Annotated in this window: 22 protein-coding genes; 9 read left to right on the top strand and 13 right to left on the bottom strand. The window is 63.8% G+C overall.

All coding sequences use genetic code 11. From position 1 onward, the window contains the following. Nucleotide 1 precedes the first annotated feature (1 nt). Nucleotides 2-1,639: an ABC transporter ATP-binding protein gene (locus BcanWU425_RS34630; protein WP_204513274.1), complete on the top strand. Its 1,638-nt coding sequence runs from the start codon at nt 2-4 to the stop codon at nt 1,637-1,639. Nucleotides 1,640-1,645: 6 nt separating this feature from the next. On the opposite strand, the gene BcanWU425_RS34625 is transcribed toward BcanWU425_RS34630, so the two are convergent. After that, complete coding sequence (locus BcanWU425_RS34625; RefSeq protein ID WP_204513275.1) at nt 1,646-2,536, bottom strand: C40 family peptidase; 891 nt, start codon at nt 2,534-2,536, stop codon at nt 1,646-1,648. Then, nucleotides 2,529-3,902, bottom strand: coding sequence for a leucyl aminopeptidase family protein (locus tag BcanWU425_RS34620; RefSeq protein WP_204513276.1), 1,374 nt, complete (start codon nt 3,900-3,902; stop codon nt 2,529-2,531). Before BcanWU425_RS34620 ends, BcanWU425_RS34625 begins: the two co-directional genes overlap by 8 nt. 202 nt (nt 3,903-4,104) lie before the next feature. Between BcanWU425_RS34620 and BcanWU425_RS34615 the strand changes: the two genes are divergently transcribed. The 4 genes from BcanWU425_RS34615 to BcanWU425_RS34600 all read left to right on the top strand — a co-directional run bounded on the left by BcanWU425_RS34615 (nt 4,105) and on the right by BcanWU425_RS34600 (nt 7,017). Continuing rightward, nucleotides 4,105-4,308, top strand: a complete 204-nt coding sequence (locus BcanWU425_RS34615) for a hypothetical protein (RefSeq protein ID WP_018454690.1) — start codon at nt 4,105-4,107, stop codon at nt 4,306-4,308. Between the two features lie 276 nt (nt 4,309-4,584). Continuing rightward, complete coding sequence (locus BcanWU425_RS34610) at nt 4,585-5,652, top strand: metallophosphoesterase family protein (RefSeq protein ID WP_231189499.1); 1,068 nt, start codon at nt 4,585-4,587, stop codon at nt 5,650-5,652. Nucleotides 5,653-5,720: 68 nt separating this feature from the next. After that, nucleotides 5,721-6,095, top strand: a complete 375-nt coding sequence (locus BcanWU425_RS34605) for a hypothetical protein (protein WP_231189496.1) — start codon at nt 5,721-5,723, stop codon at nt 6,093-6,095. Nucleotides 6,096-6,189: 94 nt separating this feature from the next. Beyond that, nucleotides 6,190-7,017 (top strand): tetratricopeptide repeat protein, encoded by an 828-nt coding sequence (locus BcanWU425_RS34600; protein ID WP_204513277.1) that lies wholly within the window; start codon nt 6,190-6,192, stop codon nt 7,015-7,017. A gap of 74 nt (nt 7,018-7,091) precedes the next feature. On the opposite strand, the gene BcanWU425_RS34595 is transcribed toward BcanWU425_RS34600, so the two are convergent. The 10 genes from BcanWU425_RS34595 to BcanWU425_RS34550 form a co-directional block, all read right to left on the bottom strand. Continuing rightward, on the bottom strand, nt 7,092-8,066 hold the full coding sequence (locus tag BcanWU425_RS34595) for a type II secretion system F family protein (protein WP_018454686.1): 975 nt from the start codon (nt 8,064-8,066) through the stop codon (nt 7,092-7,094). Between the two features lie 9 nt (nt 8,067-8,075). After that, nucleotides 8,076-9,053 (bottom strand): type II secretion system F family protein, encoded by a 978-nt coding sequence (locus BcanWU425_RS34590; protein ID WP_026232794.1) that lies wholly within the window; start codon nt 9,051-9,053, stop codon nt 8,076-8,078. A gap of 16 nt (nt 9,054-9,069) precedes the next feature. Then, nucleotides 9,070-10,533, bottom strand: coding sequence for a CpaF family protein (locus tag BcanWU425_RS34585; protein WP_204513278.1), 1,464 nt, complete (start codon nt 10,531-10,533; stop codon nt 9,070-9,072). Nucleotides 10,534-10,554: 21 nt separating this feature from the next. Further along, complete coding sequence (locus BcanWU425_RS34580) at nt 10,555-11,823, bottom strand: AAA family ATPase (RefSeq protein WP_204513279.1); 1,269 nt, start codon at nt 11,821-11,823, stop codon at nt 10,555-10,557. Continuing rightward, nucleotides 11,820-12,557, bottom strand: a complete 738-nt coding sequence (locus BcanWU425_RS34575) for a CpaD family pilus assembly protein (RefSeq protein ID WP_018454682.1) — start codon at nt 12,555-12,557, stop codon at nt 11,820-11,822. The genes BcanWU425_RS34580 and BcanWU425_RS34575 overlap by 4 nt, the downstream gene beginning before the upstream one ends. A gap of 17 nt (nt 12,558-12,574) precedes the next feature. Then, nucleotides 12,575-14,050 carry a type II and III secretion system protein family protein gene (locus BcanWU425_RS34570; protein WP_026232792.1) on the bottom strand — a complete coding sequence of 492 codons (1,476 nt, stop codon included), beginning with the start codon at nt 14,048-14,050 and terminating at the stop codon, nt 12,575-12,577. Between the two features lie 11 nt (nt 14,051-14,061). Continuing rightward, nucleotides 14,062-14,859: a Flp pilus assembly protein CpaB gene (cpaB, locus tag BcanWU425_RS34565; protein WP_018454680.1), complete on the bottom strand. Its 798-nt coding sequence runs from the start codon at nt 14,857-14,859 to the stop codon at nt 14,062-14,064. Between the two features lie 127 nt (nt 14,860-14,986). Further along, nucleotides 14,987-15,511: an A24 family peptidase gene (locus BcanWU425_RS34560; RefSeq protein WP_018454679.1), complete on the bottom strand. Its 525-nt coding sequence runs from the start codon at nt 15,509-15,511 to the stop codon at nt 14,987-14,989. A 122-nt stretch (nt 15,512-15,633) separates the two neighbouring features. Next, a complete protein-coding gene (locus BcanWU425_RS34555) occupies nt 15,634-15,774 on the bottom strand; it encodes a hypothetical protein (protein ID WP_162496356.1) in 141 nt (46 codons plus the stop codon). A 73-nt stretch (nt 15,775-15,847) separates the two neighbouring features. Next, nucleotides 15,848-16,012, bottom strand: a complete 165-nt coding sequence (locus BcanWU425_RS34550) for a Flp family type IVb pilin (protein ID WP_007599783.1) — start codon at nt 16,010-16,012, stop codon at nt 15,848-15,850. 261 nt (nt 16,013-16,273) lie between these two features. On the opposite strand from BcanWU425_RS34550, the gene BcanWU425_RS34545 reads away from it, so the two are divergent. The 4 genes from BcanWU425_RS34545 to BcanWU425_RS34530 all read left to right on the top strand — a co-directional run bounded on the left by BcanWU425_RS34545 (nt 16,274) and on the right by BcanWU425_RS34530 (nt 19,221). Then, a complete protein-coding gene (locus BcanWU425_RS34545) occupies nt 16,274-17,101 on the top strand; it encodes a sterol desaturase family protein (protein WP_085351734.1) in 828 nt (275 codons plus the stop codon). 152 nt (nt 17,102-17,253) lie between these two features. Further along, nucleotides 17,254-17,748 (top strand): pilus assembly protein N-terminal domain-containing protein, encoded by a 495-nt coding sequence (locus BcanWU425_RS34540; protein ID WP_204513280.1) that lies wholly within the window; start codon nt 17,254-17,256, stop codon nt 17,746-17,748. A gap of 256 nt (nt 17,749-18,004) precedes the next feature. Beyond that, nucleotides 18,005-18,577 carry a TadE/TadG family type IV pilus assembly protein gene (locus BcanWU425_RS34535; protein WP_085351837.1) on the top strand — a complete coding sequence of 191 codons (573 nt, stop codon included), beginning with the start codon at nt 18,005-18,007 and terminating at the stop codon, nt 18,575-18,577. Nucleotides 18,578-18,582: 5 nt separating this feature from the next. Continuing rightward, nucleotides 18,583-19,221 (top strand): TadE/TadG family type IV pilus assembly protein, encoded by a 639-nt coding sequence (locus BcanWU425_RS34530; RefSeq protein WP_085351735.1) that lies wholly within the window; start codon nt 18,583-18,585, stop codon nt 19,219-19,221. Between the two features lie 101 nt (nt 19,222-19,322). Here the strand turns inward: BcanWU425_RS34530 and BcanWU425_RS34525 are convergent, their stop codons facing one another. After that, complete coding sequence (locus BcanWU425_RS34525) at nt 19,323-19,535, bottom strand: cold-shock protein (RefSeq protein WP_007599788.1); 213 nt, start codon at nt 19,533-19,535, stop codon at nt 19,323-19,325. Nucleotides 19,536-19,758 lie beyond the last annotated feature (223 nt).

Below are 19,758 nucleotides of genomic sequence, written 5' to 3'. Positions count from 1 at the left end.
AATGGACGCGATCAACCAGCCTTTGCTCAGCGTGCGCGACCTCTCGGTGGCCTTCCACCAGGGGGGCGCCACCACGCTCGCGGTCGACAAGGTCTCGTTCCAGATCAAGCGCGGCGAGTGCCTGGCGCTGGTCGGCGAGTCCGGCTCCGGCAAGTCGGTCAGCGCGCTCTCGATTCTCAAGCTCTTGCCCTATCCAAATGCCTCGCATCCCTCGGGCAGCATCCACTTCAAGGGCCAGGAACTGATCGACCGGTCGGAGCAGGAGATGCGGGAGATTCGCGGCAGCGACATCTCGATCATTTTCCAGGAGCCGATGACCTCACTCAATCCTCTGCACACGATCGAGGCGCAGATCGGCGAGATCATCCAGCTGCACAATCCGACCAGCAATGCCGAGGCGCGCAGGCGGACGCTGGAATTGCTGACGCAGGTCGGCATTCCCGAGCCTGAGACGCGGCTAAAGAGCTATCCGCACCAGCTCTCCGGCGGCCAGCGCCAGCGCGTCATGATCGCGATGGCGCTCGCCAACGAGCCGGACCTCCTGATCGCGGACGAGCCGACCACGGCGCTCGACGTCACCGTGCAGGCGCAGATCCTGACGCTGCTCGCAGAGATCCGCGGCCGGCTCGGCATGAGCCTGCTCTTCATCACCCACGATCTCGGCATCGTGCGCCGCATTGCCGACCAGGTCTGCGTCATGAAGGGCGGCGAGATCGTCGAGCAGGGGCCGGTCGAGCAGGTCTTCAAGAGCCCGAAGCATCCCTATACGCGCGACCTGCTCGCCGCGGAACCGAAGCCGGATCCAGCGCCGCCGCAGCCGGATGCGCCGGTGGTGATGTCGGCCGACGACCTGAAAGTCTGGTTCCCGATCAAGCGGGGGCTGATGCGCAAGACGGTCGGTCACATCAAGGCGGTCGACGGCGTCAGCATCGCTGTGCGCAAGGGCGAGACGCTCGGCGTCGTCGGCGAGTCCGGCTCGGGCAAGACCACGCTGGGGCTCGCGTTGCTGCGGCTGATCTCCTCGAACGGACGCATTGTGTTCCTGGGAAAAGATATCCAGGGCCTGCGCTTCAAGGAGATGCGGCCGTTCCGGCGCGACATGCAGATCGTGTTCCAGGATCCGTTCGGCTCGCTCAGCCCGCGCATGTCGGTCGCCGACATCGTCGCCGAAGGCCTCACCGTGCATCAGCCGCAGCTCTCGCGAGGCGAGCGGGAGGAGCGTGTCGTCAAGACGCTCGAGGACGTCGGACTGAAACCGGATACTCGCCACCGTTATCCGCATGAATTCTCCGGCGGCCAGCGCCAGCGCATCAGCATCGCGCGGGCGGTGGTGCTGGAGCCGGATTTCGTCGTCCTGGACGAGCCGACCAGTGCGCTCGACATGCTGATTCAGGCGCAGATGGTCGATCTGCTGCGTGAATTGCAGCGCCGGCGCGATCTCACTTACATGTTCATCTCGCACGATCTGCGCGTCGTCGCCTCGCTCGCCAGCCATCTGATCGTGATGCGTGGCGGCAAGGTGGTCGAGGAAGGCCAGGCCGCCGAGCTCTTCAAGAACCCGAAGACGGATTACACGCGCGCGCTGTTTGCGGCGGCGTTCCGGCTGGAGACGGCGGAGAACGGGTCCGCGGCGACGTAGCCTCCGTCAGAGCCGCTTGATCGCGGCGACCTCGCTGCCGGCTTGCTTGATCCTTGCGATTGCCGGCTCGATCGGCTCGATCACCGTTGCCATGTGATGCGCATTGGCGTGAACCATGGTGCTGCCATCGCGGACGATGGCGACATGACCTTTCCAGAAAATGAGATCGCCGCGGAGCAAGCTGCTTTGCTCATGGGGCTCCAGCGCGCGGCCGAGGCCGGCCTGCTGCATGTCGCTGTCGCGCGGGCAGCCGATGCCCGCCGATGTCAGCGACATCTGGACCAGGCCGGAGCAATCGACGCCAAGGCTGCTCTTGCCACCCCAGAGATAGGGCGTGCCGACGAAACGCTCGGCGACTGCGACGAAATCCGGCTCGCAATGACCAAGCGGGGCGAGATGGGCCTTCGGCAGATAGTGTCCGTCGCGTGTCATGGCGAAGCTGCCGTCCTCGCGTGCAACCGCGATCTTCGATCCCATCACTAGCGTGTCTGCTGGCGGCAGCTTGATCGAGGGACCGGGGAAGGCAAAGGTTCGTAAAGCACTGACCATATGGGTCGGCGCGGCCGCGGGCTTCATGAGCGCTGCGTCCGGCAGCCAGCCGACATAGCCGTCACCTGAAAGTTGACCCCATGCCCAGCCTTCGCCGTTGCGGTCGTAAACCGTGACGCCCTCGCCGCGCAACGCTTGTGTCATTAGCATCGCGTTCGACGACGGCTGCTCGCGCACGGGCGCGATCGCCTCGATGATCTCGAATTCCTCGCCCGTGACGAAACGATCCGCCTGCACCTTGCTTTCGAGGTATTTCGCGGCGATGTCGCCGCGCGACGGTGTCAGCCTTGGATCGTATCTTGGATCGTGACTTGGATCGTGGCTTAGATCGTGTTCTGGATCACGCATAGCGCTCGCTCAGCAATGTGTAGATCGCGCGCGCGGCCTGGCACTCGCCGCCCTCGGGGCGTGCGGGCTTCGCCGACGGCGTCCAGCCGTAGATGTCGACATGCAGCCAGCTCCTGGCATGCTCGACGAAGCGTTGCAGGAACAGCGCGCAAATGATCGAGCCGGCAAAGCCGCCTGATGGTGCGTTGGTGATAGTGGCGGTCTTGGAGTCCAGCCACGCATCGTATGGCGGCCACAGTGGCATGCGCCACAACGGATCGTTCTCCCTCGCCGCGCATCGTGCGACGTCAGCGGCAAGCGTCTCATCATTGGTGTAAAAGGGCGGTAAATCCGGCCCCAGCGCGACGCGTGCCGCTCCCGTCAACGTGCCGAGATCGATCAGCAGGTCCGGCTTTTCCTCGTCCGCAAGCGCCAGCGCGTCGGCGAGCACCAGCCGCCCCTCTGCGTCCGTATTGCCGATCTCGACCGTGATGCCCTTGCGCGAGGTGAAGATGTCGAGCGGGCGGAAGGCATTGCCCGCGACCGCGTTCTCCACGGCCGGAATCAGCACGCGCAGTCGCACCTTCAGCTTCGCATCCATCACCAAGCGCGCCAGCGCCAGCACGTTGGCGGCGCCGCCCATGTCCTTCTTCATGATCAGCATGCCGCTCGGAGGCTTCAAGTCGAGCCCGCCGGTGTCAAAGCAGACGCCCTTGCCGACCAGCGTCACCTTGGGATGAGCCGGGTCGCCCCAGCCAATGTCGATCAGCCGCGGCGCGCGGCTAGATGCCATGCCGACGGCGTGGATCAGTGGAAAATTCGTCTTTAAGTCGTCACCGATGGTGCAGGCAAAGCTTGCGCCGAATTCGGCGGCGAGATCCTGCGCGGCTGCGGCCAGCTCCTCCGGCCCCATGTCGTTGGCCGGCGTGTTGATGAGGTCGCGCGCCAGCATTGCGGCGTCCGCCATGCGGTTGATGTCAGTCGCGTCGACGCCGTCGGGGGGAACGAGGCTGACCTCGGGGCGATCGGCCTTGCGGTACCGGGCGAAGCGGTAGCTGCCGAGCGCGAAGGCGAGTGCGGCGAGCCGTGCATCGTGCGGTGCATTGGCGAAGCGATAGATGCCCGGCGGCAGCAGGCCGGGCAGGGCGCCCGGTCGGAACAGGTCCCGCGATTTTGCACCCTCGTCCTCGAGCCCGAACAGCACTTGCGCGATCGCGCCATCGGGCGCGGGCAGCGCGAGATAGCCGCCCGGCTTTGCGGTAAAGGCGCTCGCAGTGGCGAACTGGCGTTGCGCCGCCGGTAGCCCCTCGGCGACCTGATCCCAGCTCGACTTGGTGACGAAGGTGATCGGGATGGCGGTAGGCGACGTCTCGAAGACAGAAGGCATTGGCGGGTCCGGATCGTCAGATCGAGCGGGTCATACGAACGGACGAGATTTCGCAGAGTTTTGCCGCCGCCGCAATCAGCTTTGCTGCCACCGTTCGGCGGTCCGCTACTCGCAGCAAAGGGGCCATGCTAGGTTCCGGCAACGGCCGTCAGGTGTGCAGATCTCCGGCGGCCGACGACAAAGCCGGCCGGGAGGAAATGCAATGGAATTTGTGTGGAGCGTGGTCACATTCATCGGGCAGGCGGTCGAGGCGATTTTTGGCTATGTCGAGCATCATCATTGGATATTCGCGTTCCTTGCCGGCGGTTACGTCTTCTATCTCCACGACCGCTCCGTTCACGCGCGGTTCGATGCATTGGACAAGCGCATCGATGAAATTCGCAAGAGGCTCGCTATCGAATATTGATCGGGTGAGCGAAACCACGGGCGAGCCCGTCTCATGCCGAGGACACGATCCACGCGAGCAGCCGCAGGGCTTTACTAGCGCTGCGGTTGTGGCATTATTGCCCAATATTTTAGATTGTGTCGTACGGTTCTGCACGGAGTGCAACAACAGGGGATGGGGTCAATTCTTACCCGGCTCATCATGGCCCGGGCTGATTGATACCGGACTGAACCTGATCGTCGAAGGCATTTCTCTCATCGTTTGCGCGGCGCGGCATTCGCAAATAAGCGACGCAAAATGGATAGATCGTTCGTCATCGTACAGATTTCCGACCTGCATCTGGACGGGTCTGGTCGACTGCTTGCGACCATCGAGACGCTCAATGCCGCAATTCGCGAGAGGATGGCGGACTTCGCGGATGTTCCCGATCGCATCCTGCTGATCACCGGCGATATCGTGGACGACCCGGCGCCGCCTGCGCTCGACGAAGCGCTCGCCGTCATTGCGTCCTTCCGGCAGACCGGGCTGTTCACCGACATCCAGGCAATTGCCGGCAATCACGACGTTAAGCGCCCGAGCCAGCGTGCGGGCCGCCACGACGTCTATGATTACCTGCATTTGCCGCGGACCTCGAAGAGCGTCTACTACCGTCAGGCCGGCCTTGATCTGGTGCTGCTGGATTCCAACCGCGCGAGCCTCACGACGCTCGTGAGCGGCAACGTCGACCAGAGCGCCTATAGCGCCATGGTTTCGGATTCCGCGCGGCTGAGCGCCGAGCTCGCGGGCAGCCTCGGGTCTGGCGGCCGCGCCGATTATGCCGAGCCGGTGGAAAACCTCGTACGTGTGCTGGCGCTGCATCATCATCCACTGCCGCAGGCGACCGGAGAAGGAAAGCGGTTTCTCGGCGTGCCTGACGAGCCGCTGATGTATCTCGCCGCGCCCGCGACCTTCCTCGAGGCGGCGACATCGCTCAACGTCGATCTGGTTCTGCACGGACACCGGCATGTCGAGGGGCTGACGCGCTATTCGATTCCCAATCCGCGCACCACGTCGAACGAGAGCGATGAAGCATTCTGGCGCACGATCTACGTCCTGTCCTGTCCGTCATCGACCGGGCAGGCCGGTGACGACGCCGGCTTCAACGTCATTCATTTCGGCCCGATGTCCGACCCGATGTCCCATGGCGGCCGCACAGAGTATCACTTCGCGATCACCCGCTACTCACGTCCGCGCAAGGATGGTGTCTTCAGGCCGCTCGATTCCAACCTGCCGCACGGCGTGTCGTCAGACTGCCGGCCGGACGGGATTTTTCCCGAGATCCGGCCGTCCAATCGGGCATCGAGATCGACGCATGCACCACGCTGAAACGGAATCAGGTCGCAGCATTCGCGCGCCGGCTCCTGCTGCGCCGCGCCTTCTATGCCGACGACGAGGTGGATTGGGCCAATTTGCTCCACGTCTATCTCCTGACCTCTCATGTCTGGGCCGATCTGGAAAGCAAGTTCTCGAGATCCGCACGCAAGCATGATGTCGAGGCCGCGGTGACGTCACTACTGCGCCGACTGATCGAGCAATCTGCAAATGTGCTCGGCATCGACGACGTTCAGCTCGACGAGCTCCGCGCGAGGCGTCTGGTCAATCGTGACGATCTTCGACGCGAATTGCCGAGGGTCGTGCGTCCGGGCATCGATGTCGAGATCGAGACGCGGCAACGACTGCAATTGCTGCGGGACCTGAACGAGCAGGCGAAGGCGCTCGGCCTCGATGCGGGTCTCGGCGGCGAGGTGCCGCCGCAGGCGCCGCAGTGACGGGCTCGGGCCGGGAGCATTAACCGGCCGTTAGGGTTAACAGTCTATTGCTGGCGCGTTCGGCTCGATCAATCGGCTCGAGAGTCAAAGCGTCATGCGTCAACGGTTCAGTCGTGAACGGTTAAGTCTTGCCCGGCTTCTTGCGTCCACCTCGCTGGTCGCAGCGGTGGCCATGGGCCTCGGCGGCTGCACGGCGGTGTCGAAACTCTCCGACGTCACGGGCTCGGTCGGGCCGCGGGCGGAAGCCGCTCCCACCGATCCCGCGCGCGCTGCTGAAGTCTATGGCGAGCGCTATCGTGCCAATCCCAAGGACGCCGACGCGGCCCTCGCCTACGGCCAGGCCCTGCGCGCCAACGGCCAGCGCGCCCAGGCTGCCGCCGTGCTCGAGCAGGCGACCATCGCCAATCCCGGCAACAAGGCGCTGATGGCCCAATACGGCCGCGCGCTCTCCGACAACGGCAATTTCCAGCAAGCCTTCGACGTGCTGTCGAAGGCGCATTCGCCCGATAACCCGGATTGGCGCCTGCTCTCGGTGCAGGGTACCGCGCTCGATCAGATGGGTCGTCACGAGGAAGCGCGCTCCTATTATGCGAGTGCGCTCAAGATCGCGCCTGGCGATCCCGGCGTGCTCTCCAATCTCGGCCTGTCCTACATGTTGTCGAGAGATCTGCCGAAGGCCGAAGACGCGCTGCGCCAAGCCTATGCCTCGCCGCACGCAAGCGCGCGGGTGCGGCAGAATCTCGGTCTTGTCGTCGGTCTCCAGGGCCGCTTCGCCGAAGCCGAGACCATCGTGAAGGCGGACCTGCCGCCGGACCAGGCTACGGCCAATGTCGCCTATCTCAAGGAAATGTTGACCCGCAGCGACGTCCGGCGTGGTGCGCCGAAGCGGACGCCGGTCGCCTCGCTCGGCCAGCCCGACTGATCAGACGTGATCTTCCGATCTTGATCTTCCAATCTTGAAGGCATCCTCGGACCGTACGCGGTCCACGTCTAAGGTCATTGCATCTCGGTGACCTTGATGCCAGTCGGTCCAAGGATGACGACGAACAGCACCGGCAGGAAGAACAGGATCATCGGTACCGTCAGCTTCGGCGGCAGTGCCGCGGCCTTTTTCTCGGCTTCGTTCATGCGCATGTCGCGGTTTTCCTGCGCCATCACCCGCAAGGATTGGCCGAGCGGGGTGCCGTAACGCTCCGCCTGCTGGAGCGCGAGACATACCGACTTGACGCCCTCGAGCCCGGTGCGCCGCGCGAGGTTCTCGTAGGCGACCTTGCGATCCTGCAAATACGATAGCTCGGCCGTGGTCAGGGTGAACTCCTCCGACAGCGCGATCGACTGGCCCACGATTTCGACTGCGACCTTCCGGAACGCCATCTCAACCGACATGCCGGATTCGATGCAGATCAGGAGCAGGTCGAGCGCATCGGGAAAGGCGCGCTTGATCGAGAGTTGGCGCTTGGAGATCGCGTTCCTGAGAAACAGCATCGGCGCCTGAAGTCCGAGATAGGCCGCACCGACGCAGATGCCGATCTTGATCGGCATGGACTGCTGCATATGCGCGATCAGGAACACGTAGACGACCGAACCGACGAACAGCACGATCGGGGCAACCAGGCGGGCAAACAGGAAGGTGATGTAGGGCGCCTGGCCTCGATAGCCGGCCATGATGAGCTTGTCCCGCGCAGCTTCCTGCGCGAGCCATTTGGTCAGGTTGAAGTCATCGACGACCTTCGAGACGAGCTGCTTCGGCGTCTGGCGCAGCGAGACTTTTTCACTCTTGTGGAGGCGCTCGCGCTCGCGCTGCCGGATGCGCTCACGTTCGTTCGCCACCGCCTTCATGCGCTTGGAAAGGCCCTCGCCGGCGAACAGCGGCATCACCAGCGTATACACGGTGGCGCTGGCGGCAATGGCCGCCAGCAGCATCGTCATGAAGTGGACGTCGTGAAGTTTCGCAACGAGGAACTCTACCATAAGACACCATCAGAAGTCGAAATTGATCATCTTCTTCATCACCATGATGCCGATCGACATCCAGACGACGCAGCCGACCAGCATGAGCTGGCCGGTGGGATGAGTCCAAAGCATCGAGATGTATCCTGGCGTTGTGAGGTAGACGAGGAACATCACGATCGGCGGCAGCGAGCCGATGATGCCGGCCGAGGCCTTGGCTTCCATCGACATCGCCTGGATCTTCTCTTTCATCTTCTTGCGGTCGCGCAGCACCTTGGAGAGGTTGCCGAGCGCTTCGGAGAGGTTGCCGCCCGATTTCTGCTGGATCGAGATGACGATGCCGAAGAAATTGGCCTCGGGCAGCGGCATGCGATCGTAGAGCCGCGTGCAGGCCTCGCCGAGCGGCATGCCGATCGCCTGCGTCTCGATGATGGACAGAAACTCGGAGCGCAGCGGCTCTGGCGCGTCGGCGGCGACCACCTTGATCGATTCGAACAGCGGCAGGCCCGCCTTGATGCCGCGGACGATGACGTCGACGGCATCGGGCAAGGCGGCCAGGAACTTGTTTTCACGGCGCTTCTTCAGGAAGCCGAGCGCCCAGCGGGGCAGACCGAGTCCGCCGGCAAACGCGAAGCCGGCGGCACCGAGCAGGCCGCCGCCGATGAACAAGGCGACTGCGAACAGCACGCCCGCCACGACGGCGGACACGATCCAGAATTTCTGCGGCGCCCAATCGAGGCCGGCCTGCGACAGGCGGACACTGAGCGGTACGCTCTTCTCCTGCTGGCGCCGCGCCTCGAGATCCTTGAGCGAGGTTTCGACCTGCTCGCGGCGCGAGCGCTGCGTCTTCTCGGCGGCGCGGGCCGTGGGCGCCTCGGCCCGCGAGATCGAGGCGCGGCGGCTCTCGGCCTTCCGTTCCCCGGACAGCATTGGATAAAGGAAGACCCAGGCGAGGCCGCCGACGGTGGCGGTGGCAAGGAAGGCGAGGGCAAGGACTTGCATGTTCATGGCTGCGTTGACCTGCTCACGTCGTGGGCGCCACTTCCGCCGCGTCGAGCGCCGCGGCAAGGCGCTTCTCTTCGCCGTAATAGCGGGCGCGTTCCCAGAATTTCGGGCGGCCGATTCCGGTCGACCGGTGCCGGCCGATGATCTTGCCGTTGGCGTCCTCGCCGACCATGTCGTAGAGGAAGACGTCCTGGGTGATGATGGTGTCGCCTTCCATGCCCATCACTTCGGTGATGTGGGTGATGCGGCGCGAACCGTCGCGCAGGCGCGCGGCCTGGACGATGACGTCGATCGAGGCGCAGATCATCTCGCGGATGGTGCGTGAAGGCAGGGAGAAGCCGCCCATCGTGATCATGGATTCGCAGCGCGATAGCGCCTCGCGCGGATTGTTGGCGTGCAGCGTGCCCATCGAGCCGTCATGGCCGGTGTTCATGGCCTGGAGCAGGTCGAACGCCTCGGGTCCGCGGACTTCGCCGACGATGATGCGCTCGGGACGCATACGCAGGCAGTTGCGCACCAGCTCGCGCATGGTGACCTGGCCCTCGCCCTCGATGTTGGGCGGGCGGGTTTCCAGTCGCACCACGTGCGGCTGCTGGAGCTGGAGTTCGGCGGCGTCTTCGCAGGTGATGACGCGCTCGTCGTGCTCGATGTAGTTGGTCAGGCAGTTGAGCAACGTGGTCTTGCCCGAGCCGGTACCGCCGGAGATCAGCACGTTGCAGCGGACGCGGCCGATGATCTGGAGGATTTCCGCGCCTTCCGGCGAGATTGCGCCGAACTTGACGAGCTGATCGAGCGTCAGCTTGTCCTTCTTGAACTTGCGGATCGTGAGCGTGGGGCCGTCGATTGACAGCGGGGGCACGATGGCGTTGACGCGGGAGCCGTCGGCCAGGCGGGCGTCGCAGATCGGCGAGGATTCGTCGACGCGCCGGCCGACCTGGCTGACGATACGCTGGCAGATGTTGAGGAGCTGCTGATTGTCGCGGAAGCGGATACCGGTGCGTTGGATCTTGCCGGCGACCTCGATGTAGACGGTGTCGGCGCCGTTGACCATGATGTCGGCGATGTCGTCGCGCGACAACAGGGGCTCCAGCGGACCGTAGCCGAGGACGTCGTTGCAGATGTCGTCGAGCAGCTCTTCCTGCTCGGCGATCGACATCACGATGTTCTTGATCGCGATGATCTCGTTGACGATGTCCCGGATTTCCTCGCGCGCGGACTCCGAATCGAGCTTGGCGAGCTGGGCGAGGTCGATGGCCTCGATCAGCGCGCCGAAGATGGTCGCCTTGACCTCGTAATAATTGTCCGAGCGGCGGGCTTCCATGGTCGGCGCAGGCTTCGCCGGGGCGAGCGGCGGCGAGGAGATTGCCGGCGGCGGCGGCACGCGCGACATGGCGGGCGCCGAAGCCGGGGCAGGCTCTGGCGACACGGCACCGGGCTTCGGGGCCCGGGCGTCGGCGTCTGTTCCGCTACGCTTACCGAACACTTAAAAACTCCATGCGGCGACCTATTTTCCCCGCAACTTGTCAATCAGGGGTGAAAGCAGGGACGACTTTTGCTTCTTCGTTTCGCTGCGGCCGGTCAGGCGCTGGGCGATCTGAAGGAACATCTCGATCGACTTATGGTTGGCCGAGATCTCCGCGATCATCTGGCCGTTATTGGCCGCCGAGCCGAAGATCTGCGGCTCGAACGGAATCGAGACGACCGGCTGGCTCTCGATCGCCTTGGCGAACTCCGCCGCGGCGATTTCGGGCCGTTTCGGCACGCCGACCTGGTTCAGGCAGTAGAGCGGCGGCCGGTCGTTGGGGCGCGCGGCCTTCAGGAGATCGAACAGGTTCTTGGTGTTGCGCAAATTGGCGAGGTCGGGCGCCGCCACGATCAGGATGTCGTCCGCTCCGATCAGGGCGCGTTTCGTCCAGCCCGACCATTGGTGCGGAACGTCGAGGACGATGCAGGGCATCGTGGAGCGCAACGTGTCGAACACGGAATCGAAGGCGTCGGCGCCGAAATCGTAGACCCGGTCGAGCGTCGCCGGCGCCGCCAGCAGACTGAGGTGGTCGGTGCATTTCGACAGAAGGCGGTCGATGAAGGCGGTGTCGACGCGATCGGGTGAGAATACGGCGTCGGCAATGCCCTGCGGTGGATCCTGGTTGTAGTCGAGTCCGGCCGTGCCGAAGGCGAGGTCGAGGTCGGCGACGACCGCGTCCATCGCGAGATCGCGGGCGATCGCCCAGGCGACATTGTGGGAGATGGTTGATGCGCCGACGCCGCCCTTGGCCCCGACCACGGCGATAATGCGGCCGACGGCCTTGGCTTCCGGCGCCGAGAACAGGTTGCAGATCGAGCGCACGACGTCGATCGCGCCGACCGGCGCGAGCACGTAGTCGCTGACGCCGCGGCGGACCAGCTCGCGGTAGAGCGTGACGTCGTTGATGCGGCCGATCACGACCACGCGGGTGCCGGCATCGCAGACGGTCGCGAGATGGTCGAGCCCGCCCAGGAGGTCGTTGCGGCCGTCGCTTTCGAGCACGATCACGTTCGGCGTGGGGGCCGAGCGGTAGGCTTCCACCGCAGCCGCCATTCCGCCCATCTGGATCTTCAGATGGGCCTTGCCGAGACGGCGATCTTCGCCGGCTGACTGCACGGCGGCCGCCGTTTCCACGGTCTCGCAGAAAGCCTGGACGGAAACGCGGGGCGCCGGCGCAATATGCTCCTCGACCGGTGGGAGCGATGCCTCGGACTGATCTTCTTGGGGCTGGCGAGCGTAGCTGATCATCTGCCGGTGTCGCTGAGTTTGGCCTTGTCGGCCTCAGGATAGGCGACCGCCGTCGGCATTCCCTTGCGATACTTCTCGAACGCGGCGGTCCGCCGCGGCGTGTAGGACGGCGTTTCGGGCCGCGGCTGCTCGAGATCCGACGGATTGTCGACCATCGCTGCGAGGTTGCGCTGATAGGCGCAGCCGTAATTGTAGTAGTCCTTGTTCTCGAACCAGCTCTTGTTCTTCATCGAAGGGCCGATATCTTCCGGCCACAGGCCGCAGGGACCCGCGACTGCGGCGATCTTGGAATAGGTGAGCCGGATCGGCGGCAGGAATCGCTTGTCGTCCGGCGTGTAAGAGCGGGCGTTGATGCCGCGCGGCGGAACGCCCGCCGCCGACAGCATTGCCTGGATTTCGCGCATGGTGTCCGCGACCGGACGCGCGTTGGGCGTGCCGGACGGTACGTCGATCCGGATCGCGCCGGTGCCTTCGTGCATCCAGGCCGACGCGACGCCCATCACGTCGGCGCGCTGGGCGGCGGTCAAGCCGCCGCGGGCATGGCCGACGAAGACGACGATGGAACGATTCTGCTCCTCGATCGCGATCGGATGGCGCTGCTTGTAGTCGTCGGGAATGGAGGCCGTGACCGCTTCGTCATGCTGGCAGCCGCCTAGGGCGAGCGCCATGCCGACGAGCGCGCCGCCGAGGTGGATGGCGCGCCTGCGAATCTGGGGTGGTCTAGTGATCTTCATGAAGTCCCCGTTCCGCCTCAGTCGGTGATGAAGCCGTAGGTGCCGCGGTAGTTCTTGGCCGGTTCGGTCCGGCCGGGCACGCCGTAGATCCGGTTGATGTTGCCGAGCAGTTCGGCCTGCGGATCAGCCGGTGCGGAGAAGCCATCATCCGGCCGCGACAGGTCCTTTTGCGCAACTGCGCGAACGATGTAGGGCGTCACGATCACGACCAGCTCGGTCGCGTTGTTGACGAAGTCGCGGCTACGGAACAGCGTGCCGAGGACCGGGAGCTGCATCAGACCTGGCAGTCCGCTGACCGCTTGCTTGGTCTGCTGCTGGATCAGGCCAGCCATCGCCATCGCGCCGCCTGAGGGAATTTCCAGCGAGGTTTCTGCGCGGCGGGTCTTGATCGAGGGCACCGTGAGCGAGTTGACCGAGGTCGAGGTCACGGCCTGGGACAGCGTGATCGCGTTTTCGTTCGAGAGCTCGGACACCTCGGTCATTACCCGCAGGCTTATCTTGCCCTCCGTGAGAACGACGGGGGTGAAGTTGAGCGAGATGCCGAACTTCTTGAAGCTGATCTGGGTGGTACAGACGTGCGTGGTGGGGTCGCACGCATAGCCCGCAGGCACCGGAAATTCACCGCCGGCAATGAACGTTGCCGATTCACCGGAGATCGCGGTCAGGTTCGGTTCGGCCAGCGTCCGGATCACGCCCGCGGTCTCCATCGCACGCAGCGTGGCCTGCACCGACGGGGCCGCGCCGAACTTCGTGGTCAGGTTATTGCCGTCGACGAGGTTGTGGCCGAGAGCCGTGAACGGATTGGAGTTGCTGAAGCTGACGACCGAGGTGCCGTAGCTGAGGTTGGCGGTGAGGTCGATTCCGAGCTGCTTCACGATGCTGCGCTGCACTTCCGCGACCGTCACCTTGAGCATGACCTGATCGCGGCCGCGGACCACGATCGAGTTCACAACCTTCTCGGGGCCGCCGGCGAGGCGCACTGCGAGGTCGTTGGCCTGCTGGGCTTCGGCTGGATTCGCGGCCGAGCCGGTCAAGATGATGCCGTCGCCTAGCCCGTCGATCTGGATGTCTGAGTTCGGCAGGACCTGCTTCAGCGCGGCCCGCACGCCGTTGAGGTCGCGCTTGACCGCGATGTCATAGGCCGCGATCTGCTGGCCGGCGGAATCGAAGAACACGATGTTGGTCTGCCCGATCGAGGCGCCAATGATGTAGGCACGCTGCGCCGAGCGGACGACCGCGTTGGCGATCTTCGGATCGGCGACAAGCACGTCCTTGATGTCGCGCGGAAGGTCGATCACGATCGACTTGCCGATGCCGAGCGAGAGGAATCGCGCGTTCATCTGACCGTCGGCCGCAGCCTGCGCCACAGGGCGATAGTCGGCGGCGACCACAGGGGTCAGCACCGGGTTGAGCGCGAGCGCGACGGCGGCCGAAAACGACAGGGCGCGGACCACCGGGGTTCGCATCGTCGCCAAATTTGCCCTGCATTTCATGTCGACAGTCCTCATCGTGCCTTCGCCGTCGAGCTTGGGATACCGTACCGAATGATCGAAATGCCCTCGCGCTTCTGTGCGGAGTCATCGAGCGTGATCTCGCTCAGCTTGACATCGACGATGCTGCGCAGCGCCAGCGACAGCGTGCCGCTCTGGCGTGCGGAGGAGAGCGTCGCAGTCTGCGCAGGATTGAGTTCGAGAGTGACGGTCTTGCCGACCACCGCGTTCTGGCCGTCCTTCTCCTTGGGAGCCTGGTCGATGGCCAGGACGCGGATATTGGCCAGGATGATCTCGGACGTGACGACATCGGGAGCGCCGCTGCTCTGGTCCGGGTTCTTGAGACGGCGCGTCAAAAGCACGTCGACGCGGTCGTTGGGCAGGATGAAGCCGCCTGCGCCGGTTTCCGGCGAGATCTCGGTCGAGATCGCCCGCATGCCGGTGGGCAGGATTGCCGCCATGAAGCCGGAGCCTTCGGCCTTGACCAGCTTCTGGTCCCGGATCGGCTCGCCCTGGATGAAGGGAGATCGTGCGATCGAGCCGGTGACCTGGGTTACCCCCTCGGGGCGCTCGTTGCGGCGGATGAAGGTGGCGCTGGCGGTCGCGGACGGCCAGGTCTGCCATTGCACGTCTTCCGGCTTGACGGTCTGGCCGAGGCCGATGTCGTTTTTCGCGACCAGGACGTCGACGGTGGGAAGCTGCGCGACCGGAGCCGGAGGCGGTGCAGAATTGTCCGAGCCGCTCGCCAGATACGCGGCGACACCGCCGGCGCAGATGGCGACCGTCAGGACGACAATGCGTGCCCTATTCATACGCTTCACTTTCCAACAAACGCCGCGACGCTGACGCCGCCGTAATCGGCAGTTGACCAGCTATTCGTCAAAGCATGGTTAATGAGGCGTATCTAAATCGCCTTAACGCCGGGTTTACCCGATGCGTTCAGCGCAATGCGAGGTGAGCGAGGTCGATCGCCTTCACCCATTCGGTCTCCGGGTAGACCATCAGCGCGCTCAGTGCGAGCGCGATGCCGTAGGGAATGCCGCTGTCCTTGGCGTGCAGCCGCGCGAGCCAGGTCTGGCCAGCGAGCCCGTAAGGCAGCGGCCACTGCCGGAACTGGAGCAGGAGCAGCGTCAGCGCCCCGCCGAACAGCGAGGCGTAGAGCAGGAAGTTCATCAGCTGTGCGAACCCGAACCAAAGCGCGACGGAGGCCGCCACCTTGGCATCGCCGCCACCGACCCAGCCCATCGCAAAACAGGTGAAGGCCACGACCAGGACGAGCGCGCCGGCGCCGACATGGCCCAGCATCTCGTAAGGTGCCATGCCACCGGCGAGAGCGAGCGCGAAAAAGCCGGCGACCAGCGCCAGCGATACGCGGTTGGAGATCGTCATCGTGAAGAGATCGCTTGCGGCGGCAAACGCCATCAGGGCCGGGAAGAGCAGAAGGCGCGCAAGGTCGAGGATCATGGGCTGCGTCTTGAGGCCTGGGTGTGCCGCGGAGCTGGCGTCGCCGGATTCTAGCCGGCAGTGCTAAACAAACCGAAAACGGCGGCGGCGGTCTTGAGGGGTAGAACCAGCCGAAGGCGTGCTCACCAGAGGGAGGCGATGCGTGCGGCGAGCGCGACGGTCGCAAGCAGCAGGGCCAGGCAGACCCAGTAAGCCGGCGAGCCGGTCTGCGCCGCCTCGGCCGCGTTCGCCGCGACCACGGCATCGGTTCTGTACTTGCTCAACGCCACTGGAACTCGCCGTCTGAAAAACAAAGGCCCCGGAAATCCGGGGCTTTTGCAGTCGTTCGTCGATCGCCTACTTCAGCGAGCTGCTGATCGAGGTGAACTTGGCGTTCAGCGTGGTGCCGAGATTGTTGACGACGGTGATGATGGCCAGCGCGATGCCGGCGGCAATCAGACCGTATTCGATGGCGGTGGCGCCGGATTCATCTTTCGCGAAACGCGCAATCAGGTTCTTCATGAACAAAACTCCATCTGGGGTGGGATCGCCTCGTTCGGCGGTGTGCTTGACGCAACGACCATGAGATCCGAGCTCTTTCGGGAGAGTTAATTCGATCGGGCAAACGCGCTTGCCGCTGGCCAGAGTGAATTTCGCCTTAAGGCAGCCAGCTGCAATTCGTTCCGGTTCCGGATGTGCAGCAAGCGCAGCACCGGCTTCACCCTCCCTTAAATTTGGGGGAGTACGCGTAGGCGGGACCAGCAATTCGCAAGAGAGGCGACAATGTCGAGCCTGCCCATGGAAATCGCCCTGATGCTTGGCGAGACCATCGCGAAGGTGATCCCCGCGACCTTCGCGCTCGCGGTGGTCTTCACCGTGCTCGAGCATGTCTGGGCCTGCAATCCCGGCGTGCCGTGGTGGCGCAAGCGGGAGATCGTCACGGACATCTGCTACTGGTTTATCGTTCCGGTGTTCGCACGTGTCATGCGGATCGGCCTTCTGATCGTCGGTGCGAGCTTCGTCTTCAACATCCATGATGCCGACGGGCTCATCGCCTTCTACGACAACGGCCACGGCCCGCTGGCGCTATTGCCGCTCTGGGTCCAGGCCATGCTGTTCCTGGTGCTGTCCGATTTCATGCTGTACTGGCTGCACCGGTTGTTCCACGGCGGTGGGTTCTGGAAGTACCACGCGATCCACCACTCCTCGGAGGAGATCAGCTGGATTTCTGCGGCCCGCTTCCATCCCGTCAATCTCGTGCTCGGTACCATCGCGGTCGACGTCGTGCTGCTGATGGCCGGCATTTCGCCGAACGCCATGGTCTGGCTCGCCCCGTTCACGACCTTCCATTCGGCCTTCGTGCACGCCAACCTGAACTGGACCTTCGGGCCGTTCAAATATGTGTTGGCGACGCCGGTGTTCCACCGTTGGCACCACACCGCGCTAGCAGAGGGCGGCGACACCAATTTTGCCGGCACGTTCCCGATCTGGGACTTGCTGTTCGGCACTTTCCGCATGCCCGAGGGGCAACTGCCGCAGGATTACGGCAAGGATGAAGCCACCATGCCGAAGGAAATCGGAGGGCAGCTTGCCTATCCGTTCCGCCGCTAGGTTCTCGAGAGCCGCGAACGCCAGTCCGTTCAAACAATAGTCCGCGAGTTTGCGGAACGTTCACGAATTGAGGGCAGGTTAGCCGGGTCGGGCACCGGCTCGGCTGTTATCTGATCGCTTCTGCCGGTTTGTGACGTCCCGGGGGTAAGAGTATGCGTAAACAACTGCTGCGCCGTCATGCGCGCGTCTGTCTTCTGGTTGCGACAGCGGTGCTGGCATCGCCGGCTGCCGTCATTGCCGAGTCCGCCGATACCATCGCCGTCAATGTCGACCAGGCCAAGCTGGTGCGGCTGCCTGGCAAGGTGGCAACCATCGTGGTCGGCAATCCCCTGATCGCCGACGTCACGCTCCAGCCCGGCGGCATGATCATCGTCACCGGAAAGGGCTATGGCGCCACCAATTTCATCGCGCTCGACCGCGGCGGCGAGATCCTGGTCGACCGCCAGGTCCAGGTCGAAGGTCCGAGCGACCGGCTCGTTACCGTCTATCGCGGGATCGAACGCGAGTCCTACAGCTGCGCGCCGCTTTGCCAGCGCCGCGTGACGCTCGGCGACAGCGACACCTACTTCAACAGCACGATGAGCCAGGCCGGTTCGTTGAGCAGCTCGGCGAGCGGCAGTGCCGGTGCGGGCGCCAAGACGAACTGACTAAGGCGAACTGAGCAAGACGAACCAAGTAAGACCAACCAGCAAGTTTGATTGGCGGATTTGGGGGCAAGGATCGTCCCCGCCCGCCGCACGCGCGCGAGTTTCTCTTTCCGTGTCCTCGTCTCCCTGGTCCGGGTCGTTCGCGGTTAACGCGCTCTTAACGGCCCGGGCCGCCGGGTGCGGATCGCCTGAAACACTTAAACAATCAGTTTCCGCTATTGAACATGGCAGATGATTGCTGCTGCTGGGGAATTTGATGCCTTCGCCTGCACCTACGAGATTCACGCTCCTCGCCACGTTGCGCCGGTTTCGTGGCAGCCGCCGCGGCTCCGCAGCCGTCGAGTTCGCGCTCGTTGCGCCGATGTTCTTTGCGTTGCTGTTCGCCATCATCGAGTCGGCGCTGATGTTCCTGGCGAGCCAGGTGCTCGAGAGTGCCTCGCAAAACTCTGCGCGCGTGTTGCTGACCGGGCAGGCGCAATCCGGCACGCTCACGGCCTGCGCGGTCTCCGGCGTCAGCACACCCTGCTCGCAAACGACGTTCAAGGCTTACGTCTGCAGCCAGATCCCGGCGCTGTTTGATTGCACCAAGCTCTACGTCGACGTCGTGAGTACAAACTCGTTCGGAGCGCTGAGCCTCACCAATTATGGTGATTCCTGCAGCTTCAATCCAACCGGCGTGCAGTACAGTGCCGGGGCCGCCAACCAGGTCGTCGTGGTGCGGCTGTTCTATCAGTGGCCGCTCTTCGTCACTGGCCTTGGCTTCAACATGGGCTGCAACAACAAGCGGCTGCTGATTGCGACCGCGGCCTTCAAGAATGAACCCTTCTGAGACAGATGGATCCGAGCGGACAGATGCAGGCGATTGCGAATATCTGGAGGAATGCCCGTAGCTCCGTGCGCGACTTCGTCGCCGACACGCGTGCGATCGCGGCGACCGAGTTCGCGGTCATCGTGCCGCTGATGCTGGTGATGTTCTTCGGGACCGTCGAATTTTCATCGGCCGTGGCGATCAATCGCAAAGTCACAATGATTGCACGGACTCTGTCCGATTTGACGTCGCAGTCGACATCGGTCGACGATGGCGACATGCAGGACACGTTCACGGCAAGCATATCGATGATCATGCCGTACGACGCTACGCTCGTGAACGGCACGGTCCTTCAGATCTATATCGACTCAAGCAAGGTCGCCAAGATTCAATGGAGCAAGTCCGCCACCATTGCCAACGGTGCGACGCAGGCCACGCTGACGGCTCCGCCCCCGACTCTGGTAGCTGGCACCACGGTCACCTCGATGATTCCGCCATCGCTCTTGATCGCGTCGACCTACCTTATCTTCAGTCAGGCGAGTTACGTCTACACGCCTTCTGTCAAATTCGTCCTGAAGACGGGCATCACGCTGAGCGATGTCTCCTACACGCGGCCGCGCCAGGTCACCTGCGTTCCTTACACGGGTGTAAAGTCGCCGTGCTGAAATACGAGAGCAGATCCTGGAATAAAAAAAGGCCGGGCATCGCGCCCGGCCTTTTCATTGATTGGTTCGCTCGAGCCGATCGGGGCCCGTAAGCGGTAGGCTCAGCCGGCGGAGCGGAGGTTGTCGGCTGCCGACTTGCCGGAACGGCGGTCGGCGACGATCTCGTAGGAGATCTTCTGACCTTCGCGCAGCGTGCCGAGGCCTGCACGCTCCACAGCGCTGATGTGAACGAACACGTCCTGGCCGCCATCGTCGGGCTGGATGAAGCCGAAGCCTTTGGTCGCGTTAAACCACTTCACGGTTCCCATGCTCATGGGGGTAGTCCCTTCTCAGATAACACAATGTCAGAGCCCGCTTGCGCGGACAGGTTAGATCGAATTTTTGGAAGGGTCGTCAGCGTGTCTGAACCGGCTGTACCGGTGGATGCTAATGTCGTCCGGCCGAAAATCGATTAAGTCATTTTATTGGAAACAGACACCCAAAACAATGCTGACGTGCACGATTTTTTGATCCGCCGTGATGGTCACGGCGGATCAG

The organism is Bradyrhizobium sp. WU425, from assembly GCF_021052305.1.
Taxonomy (GTDB): domain Bacteria; phylum Pseudomonadota; class Alphaproteobacteria; order Rhizobiales; family Xanthobacteraceae; genus Bradyrhizobium; species Bradyrhizobium canariense_D.
The sequence above is the reverse complement of the archived record's forward strand: the minus strand, read 5'-3'. Positions and strand labels throughout refer to the sequence as shown.